Origin of the sequence: Nereida ignava (genome assembly GCF_001049735.1) — a bacterium.
In the GTDB taxonomy this organism is placed as follows: Bacteria; Pseudomonadota; Alphaproteobacteria; order Rhodobacterales; family Rhodobacteraceae; genus Nereida; species Nereida ignava.
Genome location: NZ_CVPC01000013.1, coordinates 24369 through 41402 on the forward strand (window position 1 = coordinate 24369; position 17034 = coordinate 41402).

Annotated in this window: 11 protein-coding genes; 1 reads left to right on the forward strand and 10 read right to left on the reverse strand. The window is 51.4% G+C overall.

Annotation, left to right across the window (positions count from 1 at the left end):
* Nucleotides 1-5: 5 nt before the first annotated feature.
* Nucleotides 6-818 carry a flagellar hook-basal body protein gene (locus NIG5292_RS10780; RefSeq protein WP_048599554.1) on the reverse strand — a complete coding sequence of 271 codons (813 nt, stop codon included), beginning with the start codon at nucleotides 816-818 and terminating at the stop codon, nucleotides 6-8.
* A gap of 130 nt (nucleotides 819-948) precedes the next feature.
* Between NIG5292_RS10780 and NIG5292_RS10785 the strand changes: the two genes are divergently transcribed.
* A complete protein-coding gene (locus tag NIG5292_RS10785; RefSeq protein WP_048599555.1) occupies nucleotides 949-2658 on the forward strand; it encodes a chloride channel protein in 1710 nt (569 codons plus the stop codon).
* Between the two features lie 3 nt (nucleotides 2659-2661).
* Here NIG5292_RS10785 and NIG5292_RS14495 read toward each other — a convergent pair whose 3' ends face one another.
* The 9 genes from NIG5292_RS14495 to NIG5292_RS10830 are packed head-to-tail and all read right to left on the reverse strand — an operon-like array spanning nucleotide 2662 to nucleotide 17012.
* A complete protein-coding gene (locus tag NIG5292_RS14495; protein WP_053084895.1) occupies nucleotides 2662-3525 on the reverse strand; it encodes a transglycosylase SLT domain-containing protein in 864 nt (287 codons plus the stop codon).
* Nucleotides 3522-4811 (reverse strand): flagellar hook-associated protein FlgL, encoded by a 1290-nt coding sequence (flgL, locus tag NIG5292_RS10795; protein WP_048599556.1) that lies wholly within the window; start codon nucleotides 4809-4811, stop codon nucleotides 3522-3524. Before flgL ends, NIG5292_RS14495 begins: the two co-directional genes overlap by 4 nt.
* Nucleotides 4812-4827: 16 nt before the next feature.
* On the reverse strand, nucleotides 4828-9081 hold the full coding sequence (gene flgK / locus NIG5292_RS10800) for a flagellar hook-associated protein FlgK (RefSeq protein ID WP_048599557.1): 4254 nt from the start codon (nucleotides 9079-9081) through the stop codon (nucleotides 4828-4830).
* A 2-nt stretch (nucleotides 9082-9083) separates the two neighbouring features.
* Entirely contained in the window at nucleotides 9084-9431 is a 348-nt protein-coding gene (locus NIG5292_RS10805; protein ID WP_048599558.1) for a rod-binding protein, read from the reverse strand.
* A gap of 10 nt (nucleotides 9432-9441) precedes the next feature.
* On the reverse strand, nucleotides 9442-10560 hold the full coding sequence (locus NIG5292_RS10810) for a flagellar basal body P-ring protein FlgI (protein WP_048599659.1): 1119 nt from the start codon (nucleotides 10558-10560) through the stop codon (nucleotides 9442-9444).
* Between the two features lie 33 nt (nucleotides 10561-10593).
* Nucleotides 10594-11274 (reverse strand): flagellar basal body L-ring protein FlgH, encoded by a 681-nt coding sequence (locus NIG5292_RS10815; RefSeq protein WP_233488217.1) that lies wholly within the window; start codon nucleotides 11272-11274, stop codon nucleotides 10594-10596.
* 11 nt (nucleotides 11275-11285) lie between these two features.
* On the reverse strand, nucleotides 11286-12074 hold the full coding sequence (flgG, locus tag NIG5292_RS10820) for a flagellar basal-body rod protein FlgG (protein WP_048599559.1): 789 nt from the start codon (nucleotides 12072-12074) through the stop codon (nucleotides 11286-11288).
* A 60-nt stretch (nucleotides 12075-12134) separates the two neighbouring features.
* A complete protein-coding gene (locus tag NIG5292_RS10825) occupies nucleotides 12135-12893 on the reverse strand; it encodes a flagellar basal body rod C-terminal domain-containing protein (protein WP_074842106.1) in 759 nt (252 codons plus the stop codon).
* A 24-nt stretch (nucleotides 12894-12917) separates the two neighbouring features.
* A complete protein-coding gene (locus tag NIG5292_RS10830; protein ID WP_048599561.1) occupies nucleotides 12918-17012 on the reverse strand; it encodes a flagellar hook-basal body complex protein in 4095 nt (1364 codons plus the stop codon).
* Nucleotides 17013-17034: the final 22 nt, after the last annotated feature.

Genomic DNA, 17034 nt, shown 5'->3' on the forward strand with positions numbered 1-17034 from the left:
TCAAATTAACGAGTGAGCTTTTCCACCATGTCAGAGTTCGCTTGTAGCACACGGGCGGAGCCGCTGAACTGCTGTTGAGCGCGGATCATCACAGTCATTTCTTGAGTAATATCAACGTTAGATCCCTCAAGTGCACCAGATTGAATTGTACCAAAGCCGCTTTGGCCCGCCACTCCATAAAGTGGCTCTCCAGATTGTGCAGATTGCGCAAATCGCGCTGCACCAATATTGCGCAGACCACCTTGATTTGAGAAGTTGGCGATCGCAAGCTGACCGGAGTTAACAACGTTACTATTGCCGTACGTAGCCGAAATCGTCCCATCACTGGCAACTTCAAGCTGACTTAGGTTCTGCTCTTCGACTGTAAACGGGATCTGAATAGTTTTTAAGCCTGTACCGGCTTCCCCACCTTCACCCGCCACAACACCGCGGACGAAAGATCCGTCAGCTGACCTTAAGAAGCCTTCTTTATCCAAAGAAAATTCGCCATTTCGTGTAAACACCGTAGCAGCAGAAGCTGCTCCGGCCGCATCAGGCGGAGATGTTGTAAACATACCCGAACCGATAAGCGCAACATTCAAAGCGCCCCCTCGCGACAGTATTGTTCCCTGCCCGTCGTTACGACGCGTATCGGAAATGGCACTACCAAAACCAGAAGCTGTACGTGCAACAGTATCGGGTGTCGCAGATCCATAAATATCCGAAAATGACACATCACTTTTCTTAAACCCAGTAGACCCTGAGTTCGCGATATTGTTTGAGACCACGGAAATCTCGTGCATCGCAGTTGCCATTCCTGAACGAATAATGCCGTACATGTGCTTCTCCAGTAAGTATTCTTGCTGGCCTGTTCTGCAGGAACCATGCCAACTGCAAATATTAAATACCTATGCGCAAACCCCATGCAGAAGTATCGTTGCCGCCAATCATAGTATCACTGAGAACCTTATGGCCTACCTTACTGCGGTGCGCGAAAGCACAATAATTTCCGTTTATGCCAGCACGATATTTGGCGCAATAATCGGTATCTTGGTGTCAATTGCGGCAGCCACATTTGTTCAAGGTGTCCAATTTTTCACCAACCTACGTGAAACATCTCAACTGCTTCATCTAGACATTGGGCCTTTCTCATTCGACCCCGCCGTTGCAATAATGATTATTATAGCAGGTGCAGTAATCGTATCCATTCGCAAGGTATTTAAAGTAGGCCGCTGGCACGGGCCCGCAGATACGATCTACGTTGCCCACCAAGATATTGAGCCCATCGACATCAAAACCGGTGTCGCCTCTACGCTAGCCGCATTTGCTTCTGCTTGTGGTGGCGCGTCCGTTGGGCAATATGGGCCGCTGGTGCACTTTGGTGCCACGGTTGGTTCCCTTTTGAAACGAGCTTTATCAGTGCCAGTCAGAGGAAATGTTGTGATTGGCGCAGGTGTTGCGGCGGCTGTTTCAGCAGGTTTTGACGCACCAATCGCAGGTATCATTTTCGCCCATGAAGCGGTCGTTCGCCACTTTTCCCCAAAAGCCATGGCGCCCATAGCGACAAGCGCAATCGTCGCTGCTGCGATGGTGAACTATGTATTTGTGCTGCCTGATCCACTCGTACTGCGCGGCGAGGCGCCTGAACTTCTGACCGCGCTGCTACCAGTTATCATATCGTCTGTAATTTTCGGATTTATCGCGGTCATCTTCATGAAAAGCTTGCGCGGGTTTGCTCAACTAAATCAAAGACTAAAACTACCGCCACATCAGTCCATCTTTATCGCCGTGTTGGCTGTAATCTGCATTGGAGCGCTCGTGCCGTCCTCCTTAGGTTTGGGCACAAACGCCCTCGCCGCACTCTTAAGCGAACCACAAAGCCTACAATTTGTAATCGGACTTTTGGTTGCAAAGATTATACTGACGGGAGCTTGCCTAGGCTTTGGGTTTTTTGGTGGAGTGTTCTCGCCCGCTCTTTTAGTAGGTGCGGCTTCTGGCGCCGCCTTGTCGCGGCTTTTCGAACCAACCATGCCCGGCAGTCTAACGTCTGCCTTGACCCTTGCGGGTATGGCGTCGGTCGCAGCGTGTGTTGTTGGCGCCCCGCTCGCGACTGTGTTTATTGTCCTTGAACTCACATTATCTTATGAATTCACCCTCATTACCTTGCTCGCTGTCGTCGTCAGTCAGGTTGTCTCTACCAACGTGTTTGGCCACTCGTTCTTTGACCGACAACTCATGGACCGCGGCATCGATCTGCGCTTTGGACGTAGCCAACTTGGGCTGTCGCAAACCAACATAACTACGTGCAGCAATACTGATTTTCTTCAAGTGGACGAACATTCGGATGTTGGCTCTGTGATAACTTCAATGCGTGCCAGCGCGCAAACTGAAGCCTATTGCGTAAGCGAAACGGGCACGTTTTTAGGAAAAACTAACATCAACCTGCTACTCTCAAAACTTCCAAGCGCTTCTGTTATGTCAGCGTTGGAGCGCAGCCCCTTAATATTGGGCACAGATAATTCATTAAATGAAGCCATGGAGAAAGCCGCGACATTTGTCGGTGAAAGTATTCCCGTCGTTGATAGCGAAGCCCAGACGATGATCGGTGTTGTAACAGAGGCCGACCTTTTTGCTGCTTATCTAAAGGTCCAAGAGGATGTGAGGCTGGTAGAGAAATAACATTCAATTTTGCGATGAAAGCTCCGCCCGAAAGCTTTCAACTGCCATCCATTTTTGTCGGACAACGCCACGCGTGTGCTGGCGCTGCGCAAGAGGTACTTGGGACTGCCAAACCGAAAAATTATCTGTCGTTAATTCCGGACCGAGAGCCGCCAACAGCCGTTCATATACTTGATCAGCCCCAAGAGCCTGTCCGTTCGCTACCCCTGCCACCAGAGGGCCCTGCCCATCTCCCAAGGGGGCCTGAGCACGCGTTTGGTCCGCCAAAGTAAAGAAGTCACCGTAAACTGTCTGGGTGACAGCAACGGGAGGGGTGTCTTTGACACGCCGATGTGCAGCCTGAAATCCCTTAAAGTAGCGCGCCCCACGCGCATCGTCCGGGGAATGGTAGTGCTTAACGGCCTCAACCCATGACCCGTGGCGACCGTAGAGTTCCTTGAGATAAGATGCTGCATATTCGATATTGCGCGCAGGCTCCATCATTTGCTCTAGAGATGAGAATTGGTGCCCATGCCAATAATGATTGATCTGCATACATCCGACATCAATATTTGTGCGGCCTTTCTGGGTAGCCTTCTTGAGATAAGCAAGCGCCTCTGCTCGCGTCTCGAAGTAAAGGCCCTTGCCAGAATGGTTCAATGTCCAAGGCCACGCTTTACGCGTATTGTCGATTTGACGGCCTGACTCAATACGGGAAATAGCTGGTAGATATCCGTCTGGTAGACCTGCGCGTCGACCGACTTCAGCGGCCATCCCCTCACAATTGGGCACTGAGGAGATCGTATTGGCGTGCGCATAGCCTGTCGCAGCCAGTAACCCCGTACTGACCATCACAACAGAAATGATATACCTCAGCCCGCCCATCATCGGATCAAGTCAAACAGGCTCTGCTGCCCCACTTTGGCAAACACTTGGCGCAATGCATCCCGATTAACGATCAGGCTTTGCAGCTCAGTTACGATTGCTGTCAAATCCGCGTCTTCGATCCCCGAAATTGTCTCAGCGATCATTGTTTCTTGTTTGGCTAACATATCGGACTGCATTTCGGCAGTCGTAGCAAATGCACCGACCTGGGCCCGTGACATAGCCATGTGCTCAAGTGCGCTCTCTAGACCACCAATAGAAACGGATAAATCATTGTCCGCGTCAACGAGCGTTGTCACCTCGGGCAATAGCCGCCCTTGAAACACCTGCTGTACAGAAATCTGACTACTCGGATGCCTTTGTGCACCAGCCACATCATCAGTTTGAAAACGCGAAATGGTAAACGGCTCTCCGTCATCATTAGAAAGGATCACCGAATTACCGTCTTCTCCGTATCGCGCCTGAACCCCAGTTTGCGCCGAAACTGCGTTAATGTCTTCAACGAGCGGACGCATAACACCGGAAACCAACTCTGTGCGCACTTCGGCCTTACCGAGAGGCCCCTCAATTAATAGGCTCTGCGGCGTTGGTTCACGACCAATATCAAATGACAGATGAACACCATCCGGTGAGCTGACATTAAAACTTGTTTCACGGTCAGCCATGACCTCAAGCGAGGTTGCAAACTCAGACACAATCTCAAAGACTGACTTTGGACCTTGCTCAGTCTGGATGCGCATGAAGGTCGATGCACCGTCCACACTGGTGGCAACTGATTGACTTTCCGACACAGGCAAGCTGTGAATTCCCTCGTCGCCTGCATAGCTGACATCGCCAGCCAAATTCATCTCGAAGGGGTGGGAATTGGTGCGAAAGCCGCCGAACAGCGCTTGCCCCTGTGCGTCTTTAGAATTGGCCAGACCAAACAAGAACTCTTTGTGCTGCAACACTTCTTTTTGAACCGATAACCTGTCTTGATCGTTGAACGTGTCAGAATTGGCCATGATCGAAAGCTCTTTGAGCCGGATCATTACGTTTTGCACTTGTTCCAGTGCGACGTCAGTTTCTGAAAGGCGGGTCTCGATGCGGTTCATGTTACCGCGAAATCGACCCAAACTTGCCTCTAATTCATTGGCAGCAGACAGCTTTGACGTAGCCACGGGATCAACAGAAGGTTTGATGTCTTTTTTGCCAGAGGCAACTTGGTCTTGCAGCCCACCTAATTTTTCGGACAGGCGTCCAAGATTAGCGATGGTCTGCTCGTTGAACATTTTGGTGCTAATGGTCATCCCTAAGCCCCTTTCATCAAATCGAATTCATAAGCGTATCAAGCAATTCTTTCGCAGTACTCAGTACGCGCGCCAAAGCTTGATATGCTTGTTGTTGTTCGAGAAGACGTGCAGCCTCTGTGTCTAGGTTCACACCGGAGAACTCCGCCTCCATCTCTGCGGCGGCGTCACGTACCGCCTCAGCTGACTGCGCGGCAATCGTGCCGGCCTTCACTTTGGCCCCCATGTCCGTGATCAATGCGCTGAAGCTCGCGGTAAAGCCGCCCTTGCCGCTCTGACGATCGAGCGATTGCAAAGCCAGCAGCTTGTTGACGTTACGCCCGTCTCCCTCAGCCTGTGCATTTGCAGACAGCGTGAACCGATCACCGGTAGCTACTTCACCCGCAAGCAACAGCTCTAGACCCGCAACTTCAAGCCGACCACTTTGATCCAGATACCGGCTAGCGATCGAGTGACCACTAGAGGCGTCAATAATTTCAATTCGGCCGCTTTGTGCGTCGCTCACGATCACTTCGATTGGGCGCTGAACCTGTTCACTGTCAGGCAATGGGCCTTCAGAAAACTGCCCCGAAAGCCGCCTCGCACCGTCACCTGTCAGAATAACAATGAGTTCCTCAGGCGGTAGGTTCGTCAAAGAAACACGTTCTTTAATAAGACTTGAGGCATTCGCTTGCACATCAACAGCAGACCCGTCCTGCGATGTAATCTCTATCCCATTTGATGTGACTGCAACTTGATCAGGCGACACGGCAAAGCCAAGTGTGCGAGCACCATCACCCGCAATTATGCGCAGACCCGCATCACTTACATTGCCGCCCTGCGATATCTGCAACTGATATCCACCATCGGCGGTATCGAGCATCTCAACACTCAGCCCCGCAGGCAACGTATCTAGCCCGTCGATGGTAACAACATCATCTGCTTTGGTCAGCGAAACGGCATATTGTTGGCCAGCAAGATCAAAGTTTAGCGTAACAGGCGTTTCACTCAACGCGGCAGTATCAAACGCACGGCCGGTCAGCGTTTGCGTAACATCAGACGCGCCAAGGCCCCAGGATGCACGTGACGCATCACTTGCAGAACTCGCAACACTCAACATTTGGCCGGTTTCAATACCTGCAGCCGCACTTACCACAAGACGCCGATCTTCATCAAAACCAGCACTAAGACGACCAGCCTCTGAGCCGCTAACGCCGATCTCGCCATTCATCATCGTCAGCGTATAGTTTTGCGAGCCCAGCCTGAGGGCAATACTATCCCCATCTGTTGGCAGATCATTTACGGAGGCAAAAGCTCGGCCCTGCAGAACAGGCACAGGGGACGCAGCCCGTAAATTTGTAGCCAACGCGCCTGCGATGGAAGTGCTCGACAAATCCGCAAGATCAGATGTGGCCACCGATGCTTCTAAACGGCTCGAAGATCCGTCAGTCTCAAGGCTAATTGAAAATTGAGCTGCCGCAGCACTGGCCAGACTACCGTTTGGACGGGCTTCGTTGCCATCAATGCCTTCTGTAGCTTGAAAACTAAGCCGCTGTTGACTGCCAGCACCACTAATTTCACGCGCGATCAAACCTTGCATAAACGCATTTGCAAGGCTGTCTTTCGAGCTGTCGTTTGCCGTTACGGTGAAGGCTGTATCTGCTGATAACGTGATCTCGCCACCAAACCGCGCATATGCATCACCGCTGCCACCAAGGCTAATCGGGAGATCCGTAAGCGGATGCCCGGCTACACCAACAGGAGCAGCTTTCAAGGGATCACCCGACGCACTCACCGCACCTAGAACAATATCAGCACCCGCATCATGAATTAGAACGAGTCGCTGTAATGAAGCTGAAATATCAGCGTGCACGCCCGTCTCGACGCTCTGTGCATTAATCGCTTCTGCCAGATCAGAAAGCGAGCCTTCACGCACACCAGCAGAAATCGTGACCGGCTCGGTGTTGTCACCCGTCAATTCAAAACTGACGATGCCGTCTGGTATATCGCCTAGCTCAACGCGTGTCGCGGCAGTTGCTGTAACACCAAGGTCTCCGCGCAACTGGTTTATCTCGCCAGCTATATAATTTGCCATCACACCCTGGGGGATTTCGATGGGCATAGCCGCATCCCCACCAACCGACAGTGAGATCGTCTGTGCCGGGGTTGGGACAGTAACTGGAAAACTATCCGAAGCTGTCACGGTCGGGGCAAATCCGTCGCCAAAGAAGCGAACCGTTTGCGCCCCCTGCGGGCTCAACTGACTGACACCCATGCCTTGAAAACCACCGTCAGCCGTTCCGTTAAGATAATCGGCACGGTACTCGGCTGAAGCAGAAAAACCGTTGGCTTGAGTGAGGTACTGTATTGCGTCGGTGTCGCTCAGCGGACTGCCCGCAACGTGACGTCCTTCGCGTGTAAACACTTGTATCTGAGAGCCTGTGTTATTGGCCGCCGACACACTTCCGACGATTGCCGAGCTGGCCTGCAATCGGGCGTCTGTAAATGACCCGGCCAAACCGTTAGCAGCGATTGAAAAAGTACCACTTTCACCCGCTGCAAAAAGTCCTAGCTCTGAAAAACGTGTGCCGTCCGCCGCAGAAATCACACCGCTATTAAGCATCTCTGCCATGTCGGAAAAATCGATATCCGATGCGGTGTTCAAACGAGTAACATAACTGCTGGTATCAAAACTATATGTTTCTCCACCAACAGTAACCGTAAGCGATTGCAGTTCTGCTTGCTGGTCGTCCGTCAAATTGAAAGTAACATTATCCTGTGTCCCAAGCGAAAATAGATCGATACTTTCCATCGAGGCGGGAATAATTCCAGCAAAACCGTCCGACCGCAGGCGTGAAGCTGCCGCGACGCCGGCATCATTTGTCAGCGTAGCAGTCAACTCGGGTAAGCCACTACTTTGATAGGGCAGCGCGCTTAACGCAGATAACTCGGCAGAACTTGCGTTTTTCACGTCCGCGCTTGCAATCAACCTGCCCGCAGCAGCAAAATCTGCTGCTCGCGTAAGCTGAAAAGCCATATTTTCAGCTTTGCCCTGTGACACAGAAAGCCTTAATTCATCGCCATCAGCAGGCTGCCCACTGACGCTTACCTCAACACCCTCATAAATGAACCCTGTTTCACCAGAGGCGACCACAGTGCCGTCAGGCAATGTGCCAAGCCATAGACCAGATTGTTTTTGAAAGCTCAAATCCAAATTAAAATCGGCATCCGGCAATTCACCGACCGGCGATACAAACGATGTAAAGTTACCGAGATTGTTCGCGCCAGCTGTCAACGCATAGCTATCTAACTCAAACAGATTACCGCCCGGCTCACCATCCAATGTGATCCCTTGGGTGTGCACTGAATTAAGATCAGACGCGACTTTGCGCGCTAATGCATCAAGCTCACGTGTTGTTTGACTAATTGTCTCATAAGCTGAAATGAGGCCTGCTAATTCACCAGAGCCAAGTTGCTGGGTTTGGGTTTCTCCTGCACCGGTACCAACATACACGGAAAGCTGCCCCTCATTGAGCGCGACTGAAAGCTTGTTTGCACTTTTACTTTCCACCAAAACGGGGCCAGTACCCGTCGCCCCGAGTGTAACTCGCGCATCGCCACGTACATTGTAGTCAACGGATACACCTGCGAAATCAGCGATCGCAGAAACAGACTTGTCCCGCTGATCCATCAACGCGTTAGACGCCTTTCCACTGCCTCCCGACGAGATTAGTTGAGCTTGGACATCCGCCAAACCCTCAAGTTCTGTGTTGAGCGCTACCACATTGTTTTGCACTTCATCCACGACCGCATTTTGAAAGCGACCAAGAGACTGTGCCAAAGACTGAAATGCCGACGCCAGAGACCGCCCCTGTTCAAGAGCAACAACTCGGCCCGACAGGTCGCCTGGCGCCTGAGCAAGCGCGCTAATCCCATCAAAAAAATCATTAATCGAAGAACTCAGGTCGTAGTCTTCGGGAAGCAAAACAGTTTCCAGAGTGTCGAGTGCACCTTTGTAGGCGTCAGCACGGGAAAAATCTGACGCGGTATCGCGTGCACGCGATGCAATAAAACTGTCAAATGCTCGACTGATGTCAGCGACGCGGACGCCAAGCCCTGCCTGATCAGAAACGCTAAGGATATCGCCTTGCGTAGCCGATATCTCCTCCATCGATGCTTCGCGGCGGCGGTAACCCTCGGTGTTCAGGTTGGCGATATTCTGCCCCGTCACACTTAAGGCTTTGCGGTACGCTTGGATCCCGCTGCTGCCAATATCGAACAAGCCCGCCATCGCTATTTACCCTGCGAAGGAAGCGTCGCTGACAGCTGTTGGACCATAGCATCAGCAATACCAAGGTTAAGCCCGCGAGAACTGCTGCGTGCTACTTCTACGTCCAGCATACCTTGGAACGTCTTTCCGGCTTCAGAAGAGAACATGCCCTCGGCCAATTCGCCTGCGCGGCCTTGCTTCAGAAACTCAGCGAGAAATGCGGCCTCAAACTCTTTTGCGACATCTTGCAACTGTTGATGTTGGCTCGCACTTGTATCGACTGTTTTGCGGTTCCAAGCCGCACCACTGGCACCGCTTGTACGCTCCGCTATCATTACTGTGCGCTGCAAAGACGTCATGCTATCTGTCATCACAGCCTCCTTAAATCACAACGAGTTCTGCACGAAGCGCACCCGCTTCTCGCAAGGCTTCGAGGATTGCAACCAGATCCGATGCAGAGGCCCCAACCGAATTGATAGCGTCGACAAGTGAAGACAGAGAAACTCCGGTGTCGAAAATGAAAGCGCGTGCAGTTTCTTCCTCAACTTCGATATCTGTGTCAGGCGTTACAACTGGCTCATTATCCGCCACAATTGTTTGGTCACCGTTTGTCACAACGGTTTGGCCTTGATCGACGTTGAAGTCTTCATTCACCCTAACCGTCATTGAGCCGTGGGTCACAGCAGCAGGCGTCACGCGTACATTTCCGCCAATTACAACCGTGCCCGTACGTGAGTTGATAATGACGCGTGCAGGTGGCTCTGCTTGGGTGACTTCAACGTTTTCGAGCAGTGACACAAACGACACCCGCTGACTTGGATCTTGCGGCGCGCGAACACGAATTGAGTTCGCATCAAGCGGCACGGCCACGTCAGGGCCAAAGATGCCATTAATTGCCTCAGCAGTGTTGGTTGCTGTCGTAAAATCGCCCTTATGCAAGTTCAAAATAAGGTTTGGTGTTTCCAAAAATGAACTTGGCACCATCCGCTCGACAGTCGCGCCGCGGGGTACACGGCCGACAGTTGGCACGTTGACGACCAAAGAAGATTGATCAGCACCTTGAACACCCAGCCCCCCGACAACGAGGTTGCCCTGTGCCACCGCATACGTTTCCCCATCAGCACCAAGCAGCGGTGTCATCAAGAGCGTCCCACCCCGCAACGAACTTGCTCCGCCCATAGTAGAGGCCGTAATATCAAGTGTCTGGCCGGGCTTTAGGAAAGGCGGCAAGTCGGCTGTAACCATCACCGCCGCGGCGTTGCTGGCATTAAGCCCCGAAACATCTGTAACCAGTCCAAAACGCGACACCATTGCTTGCATCGATTGTAACGTTAGGCCCGAGTTACCATCCCCTGTCCCAGCCAAGCCGACGACAATGCCGTAGCCAACCAACTGGTTTGACCGTACACCCGCAACGCTTGCGACATCTTTGATACGCTCAGCCAGTGCTGCGCTCGACAAAGCCAACACAAGGGCAAAGGCGCAGAGCGCACGTCCGATCAAGTTATGAAAAGCCATTATACGATCTCCGCATCAAAAGGGTGCAATCGTTGTTAAGGTGCGCTGCAACCAACCAACCTTAGAAGTATCAGCGACATCCCCCGCGCCAATATACTTGATTTCGGCGTTTGCGATCCGGTCAGACAACACAACATTCTGGGACGAAATATCTTCAGGCCGTACTATGCCGCGAACACGGATGTACTCATCGCCATTATTCAGGGTCAGCTTCTTTTGACCGAGTATTTCCAGATTGCCACTGTCATGAACCCGCGCAACCGTAACAGACATCTGACCACTTAAACTGTTTGACTGCGCCGCAGATCCGGAGCCTGTAAAAGTCTGGTTGGTACCGCTGCTTAGCGCACCTTCAAGCCTATTCAACCCCAACGCACCGGGCAGGTTCACTTCAAAGTCGGTCGATTTTCCGTTAGCTGCGTTTTGCGATTTGGTCGCCTGAAATCGTTCTGTGAACGACACCGTCAGAATGTCACCAACTCGGCTGGCACGACGGTCGGTCGCGAAAAGGCCCGACTGCGCCGAATTGTAGATCGCACCAGTGGCAAAGCCTGTTCGAACAGCCGGCTCAGCCATAGGCATGATTGGGCGATACTCGAGGCTATTTTGCTCTTCCATCATGGTCGTATTGCAGCCTGCAAGCGCGGCGCAAAAAGTGCACGCACCAATAGTACGAAACATATGTGTAAGGATCATCCGTCTACCCTTTACAAGTTATTCGACAGGTAACGCATCATCTCATCGACGGATGAGATTGACTTCGAACTGACCTCATAGGCGCGCTGTGTCTCGATCATGTCGACCAGCTGTTGAACGACATTGACGTTTGATCCCTCAAGGTACCCCTGCACCAACTTACCGAACCCACCATTGAGTGGCGCGCCTTCAATCGGGGCGCCGCTCGCCGGCGTTTCCACAACAAAAGTCTCGCCTACTGGCTGAAGTCCACGCGGATTTGCAAAGTTGGCGAGTGTCAGCTGTCCGACTTCTTGCGGCTGCGTTTCTCCCGCTACTTTGACCGAAACAATACCGTCAGATGAAATATTGATTTCACTAACATTATCCGGAATTTGAATTTGCGGCTGAACAACATACCCACTGGATGTGGTCAGCGTTCCCTCACCATCACGCGAAAAAGTGCCGTTGCGCGTATAGCCCATTCGGCCATCTGGCATCATCACCTGAAAAAAGCCTGAGCCGTCCACAGCTACATCAAGCGAATTGTCTGTGCTGATTAGGCTGCCTTGCGAATAAAGCTTTTGCGTATTCACCATGTTCACGCCAGTACCTACAGTAGAGGCGGACGTAAGCATGTTTCCATCAGCGGTTTGTGCGCCCCCTGAACGGATAGTTTGATACAGCAAGCTTTCAAAGTTGGCACGGTCCCGTTTGAAACCGGTGGTGTTCACGTTTGCTAGGTTATTCGCAATAACCTGCATTTTATGTTGCTGAGCATTGAGGCCGGTTTTGGCCACGTGCATTGCGCTTGAAGACATTTTACTACTCCTACATCAGAGGTTCATACCTTCTGTTGCAAGAGCTGTGCCAATCCAGTGCTAGCCTTGTGGAAGCCGCATTAATTCTGCACCACCACGGTCAATATCTTCGGCCATCTTGATGAATTTCACACCCATTTCGAACTGCCGCTGCGCCTCGATTGACTGAACCAACTCCGACACCGCATCCACGTTGGATGCTTCAAGCGCACCCTGAACCAGCTTTACCTGCTGATCCACGCCCGGGACTGTCCCATCCAAACGTCGGATCTGACCGTCTTCGCCTTTTGTCAGTTCTTCGCCTTGTGCCGATGTTGTTCCAAGCACTGCGACGTCTTGAAAGATCCCAGAAGGCCCATCCATTGGCGTGACAGAAATCTCACCAATTTCACTAATTCTAAATTCGCTGAAGGGCGGCATCTCAATTGGCTGAAGCCCATCATCCAGCATCAGTTCCTGAGCACCGTTAATGAGCTGGCCCTCTCCGTTAACCGAGAAATCGCCTCGGCGAGACAGAGCGACCTCACCGTTCTTGGGCTCCACAAAGAAATACCCCTCCGACATTATTGCAACATCCGTTTGGGCGCCAAGCTGCCTGAGAACGCCCTGTTTCTCCGAAAAGCTGGTTGTCCCAGTTTCCAAATTATAAATTCGCGCTGTTGCACTGTCCATTGCATTAATGAATACTGACCTCCCCTCCTTAGGGAGGTCTTTTCTGAAGCCCGGAATATCAACACTGGCAAGATTTTGTGCCGTTGCCTGCCGAATATTCTGCAAATTCTTCAGTGTGTTGAGCGCTGTGTGGATCATTCTATCCATATGAAGTCTCCCTCAGGAACGCCATTACATGCGAATATTGATAATTGTTTGGGTCAGGCTGGTGGTTGTCTCAATCGCTTTGGCAGACGCCTGATAGTTCCGCTGTGCGGTGATCAGGTTGACCAACTCTTCGGTAATATCGACGTTTGATCTCTCCAAAGAACCAGACAGAATATTACCAAAGCCCTCCGCACCAGCTTCACCAACTTGTGGCGTACCAGAAACTGCCGTTTCGACATATGTAGCATTACCAATCTGCTTGAGACCGTTTTGGTTATTAAAGTTGGCAACCACAATCTTACCCAGTGGGTTGTTTTGCCCGTTGGTATAGTTGGCGCGAATGGTGCCGGAACTATCAATTTCCAAACCGTCCAGACGCCCTGAGGTAAAACCATCTTGTTCTACAGATAGGACTGAGAACGGCTGGGCAAATTGCGTTGATGCCGAATAATCAATGTCTAGCGAGATCGAGAACCCTTCGGCTTGTTGCTCGTAGCGCACGTTATTTTTAGGGCTGACGAGCTTACCTGTTTTATCAAAGGTTAACTCGCCTTCGTCGATGTAGAGTGGGAAGTACCCATCCACCATATCTTCAGGCGGCGTTGTCACCACTTCACCGTTTGGATCGACATAAAGCGCAATACCGTCCGCATTGGTCGCCTGCACCAAATTGAATATCTTGGGCACAGATCCAACACCAAGTGGGACATCATCCAACCCAAGGCGGGCAGCGCCTTTTACTTTAATGGTGGAGCCATCACCTGTGGTGCCTGTTTGAAACTCAAATGCGTTGTCAGCCGTTGAGTACCGTACTGTCACACCACCAACGGTCTTACCCGTAATCGGATCTGAAATTTGGTTAATGCGCTCCTCGAGAGCTGTAGCCAAGGTTGTTCCAACGTAGTTGCCTGGCGGAACATCGATGATGCCAGCAATACCGTTTACAGAAACATTAAAACGGTTTTCCCCGTTGTTTGATGTCAAACGGAACACTTCTGTTAGGTCACCTTGAGCGGCACGGCCAACAGCAACCGCAGGGTCCGCAGCAAGGCCGCGTCCTTCTTGGAAAGTGAAGTCCTGTTTCGAGGCACCAAATCCGAACAACGCATTCTCACCACCGCCAATAATCCGGCTATCGAGATCAATGGTTTCACTTTGATCTGCACCACCATCACCACTGGCCGGAATGATCAAACGCCCAATTTGGATATTGGAAGATTTTTGATTTTCATCCACACCCAGAGCGCCATTCGCGTCGATACTCTCACCCGTAGTTCCGCTGGCAACCGTAAATGATTTTGTATCGCCGTTGTAACTAACAGACACACCATAGCGCTTGTCATTCAGTTGAATCTCTTCGCCGTCTGCAATGAATGCCTCGGCAGACAGAACCTCACCACCGCGGATCAAAACCTGTTCAGCATTGCCACCCGATGGAATGCCCAGACCGTTGGTACTGTCTGCATCCGCAGCACCGTAAACCGTAAAGGCATTAAAGTTACTGCCCGTGCCAGTCCCCAGCACCGTCCGGTCCACAGTGAATTGAAGGCGCTGATTAGTCTCATCATATGACACTTTGATGGGGGGATTATTCTCATCAACCCAACGCACTTTGCTTGACGCACCGTTTGTGACCGACTGTACTTTTACGTCACCAAGTGGCGCATTATTACTTGTCGCAGTTGCCACCAAGTTGTCGCCCGTCGTAGAGAAAGTCACACCCGCGATGGCGGTTGCGGACAGACCGTTCAATTCAGCAACGACTGCATTCATATCGGCAAGATCAGAACCGCGGAAGTCTGCCGTGATTGTCTTGCCACCTACGCTGATGCGATTGAACGCGTCATTAAATTGACCAAGTCCAAGCGCAAAAGTTTGTACTTCTGCAGTACTAGCTGTTGCAGCAACTATACTAGGGGTTACGTCAACCGCCGCAGAGCGTGGCAAACCGAGTTTGGTCAATGACGCCCCAGTGTTATCAATCATCGTGTCACCAAAGGCGATCGCCTCGTCCAACGAAGCTTCATCAGAGGTTCGCTGGGCTGCTGCACCGGTTTCACGCACAACAATACGCTTAGAATTAAATGTCTCAAAGGCGCCATTGATTGTCGACGTTTCACCTTCAAAGAACGCCTCAAGCTCTTGGGAGGGTTCGTACAAAATTGAAATGTCATTGCCCGCCAACTCAAAACCCGACTCTGGCAAGTTCAACCCTGACGTATCGATACGCAGCATTCTATAGTCATCATTCGTTATTTGGTCGTCACCGTCTGAAACGGCTACATTTTCAAAAATACGCAACTCTCGACCGTTCAGGTGGTTTTGGAAGTCATCATCGGTCGAAGCTCCAACAAGCCGGATCGACGACGACGTCGGCGTTCCAAAATCGGACGGTACGTACACCGTCAGTGTATTTTGCGTGTTATCGTAGACAACAGATTTCCCACTGCCGGTGACTACATTCCCATCTGCATCAACCGATTTTAGCTGCGCATTTTGATCATACACAGACAAGCTCGGGCGCTTGCCGTAGTAAGAATACGCAAGATATCGGTCATCAGTCTCTGTTCCGGTGTCCGTATCTTGTGTGTGTTGGATCGTTACAACTTCCGGTTTGGTGTGCGGTTCAGCCATCGCAGATCCAATGCTGCGAACGAACAAGCGTCCTTCGACACCTAATGTCGCCGCACCACTACCCAGCGTTCCGTCGCTGTCATAGATATAGTCGTTCATCTCATCGACCATGCGGGTTTGAGTGTGTGCCAGAAACTCTTCGCGGGTAAAGTCAGGAGACGCACCTTCAACATCGAGGCCCATCAGCCCTGAGACCGAAGTTGGTTGAAGAAGATCAATCTCAATCTTGTTTTCACCCAAGCCTTGCAAGGACCCATCGGGAGCGAGCTTAAACAAATCAATCGTAAGACGGTCATCAATATTCTGAAAAATCTGGATTTTCTTGTCGTCGCCATAAGCTTCGTTGATGGCCCGCTCGACCTCAGAGGCGAGCTGCTCCGCGTTGTATTTGCCCGGGCGCAAATCAATAGAGACGGGCGCATCACTGTCATCGACATTCACAGTAAGAAAGTCTTTACCCCAAAAAAGATCACTATCGGCGTTGCCAGCCTCGCGCGTCGCTTTGAAGAGCAAAGGATCGGTCACAATCTCAACCAGCTTGTCGCCTTCTTCACCAAAGTCAAAAGCTGACTGCTCACCTTGCAAAGTAGCAGGCTGCGACTCTACTTGTTGATTAAGGTCATCCAACTTGTAGAGTGGAGCACCCTTCCCCTCGAGAAAATAGTTATCGTCCGGCACGCTAGTCGTTTGATTACCAAAGCGGTCGATAAAGATCTGCTTGCCAGTATCATCCACCGCATTCACCAGGTCAGGGTCAATGATCGTATCGTTGATCACCAGTCGGGTGTCATATTTATTGGTGGGGTCTTCTGCCGAGGCGTTCTGGGTCTTGATGAAATAGATCGTGGCGATAGTCGGATTACCAAGGTCATCGAAGATCGTGATCGAGGTTGAGTTTGTGTAGCTGTTAGCATCGTTCGGATCAAAGCGATAGCCATCGGCGAATTGCTCTAGTTCTGTCACAACCGGCGCGTCAGCAGGAACGTTCACACCGAGGTCAATTTTGCCTGTCGCCTTAGGCTCACCAGATGTGACTGGCAGCTGTAGTGGCACTGCACTGTCTAGGTCTTTAGCTGTTACCGAGCCATCCAAGTTGACTGGGTAAGTCATCAAATACTGCCCCGCACTATCAACAACATAGCGGTCGTTATCAACGTTGAACGAGCCGTTGCGCGTGTAAACTGTTTGGGTAGATGTCAAAGACGGCTTAAGCGCAAAAAAGCCCTGCCCTGAAATCGCCAAGTCCAACGCATTCAACGACGACGCGATATTACCTTGGGTGAATTGCTGCTTGATACCCTTCAAGATCGTACCAGAACCGATCGAGGATGAAGCGTTTTGCAATGGAGAGGTCGCAAAGATATCGCCAAACTCCGCACGGCTTCGTTTAAAACCCGTAGTACCAACGTTGGCGATGTTGTTGGATGTAGCCGAAATATCAGCCTGTGCACCGTTAAGTCCGGTTAATGCGGTATAGAATGACATGTAATACCCTCTCGTCCCTCGT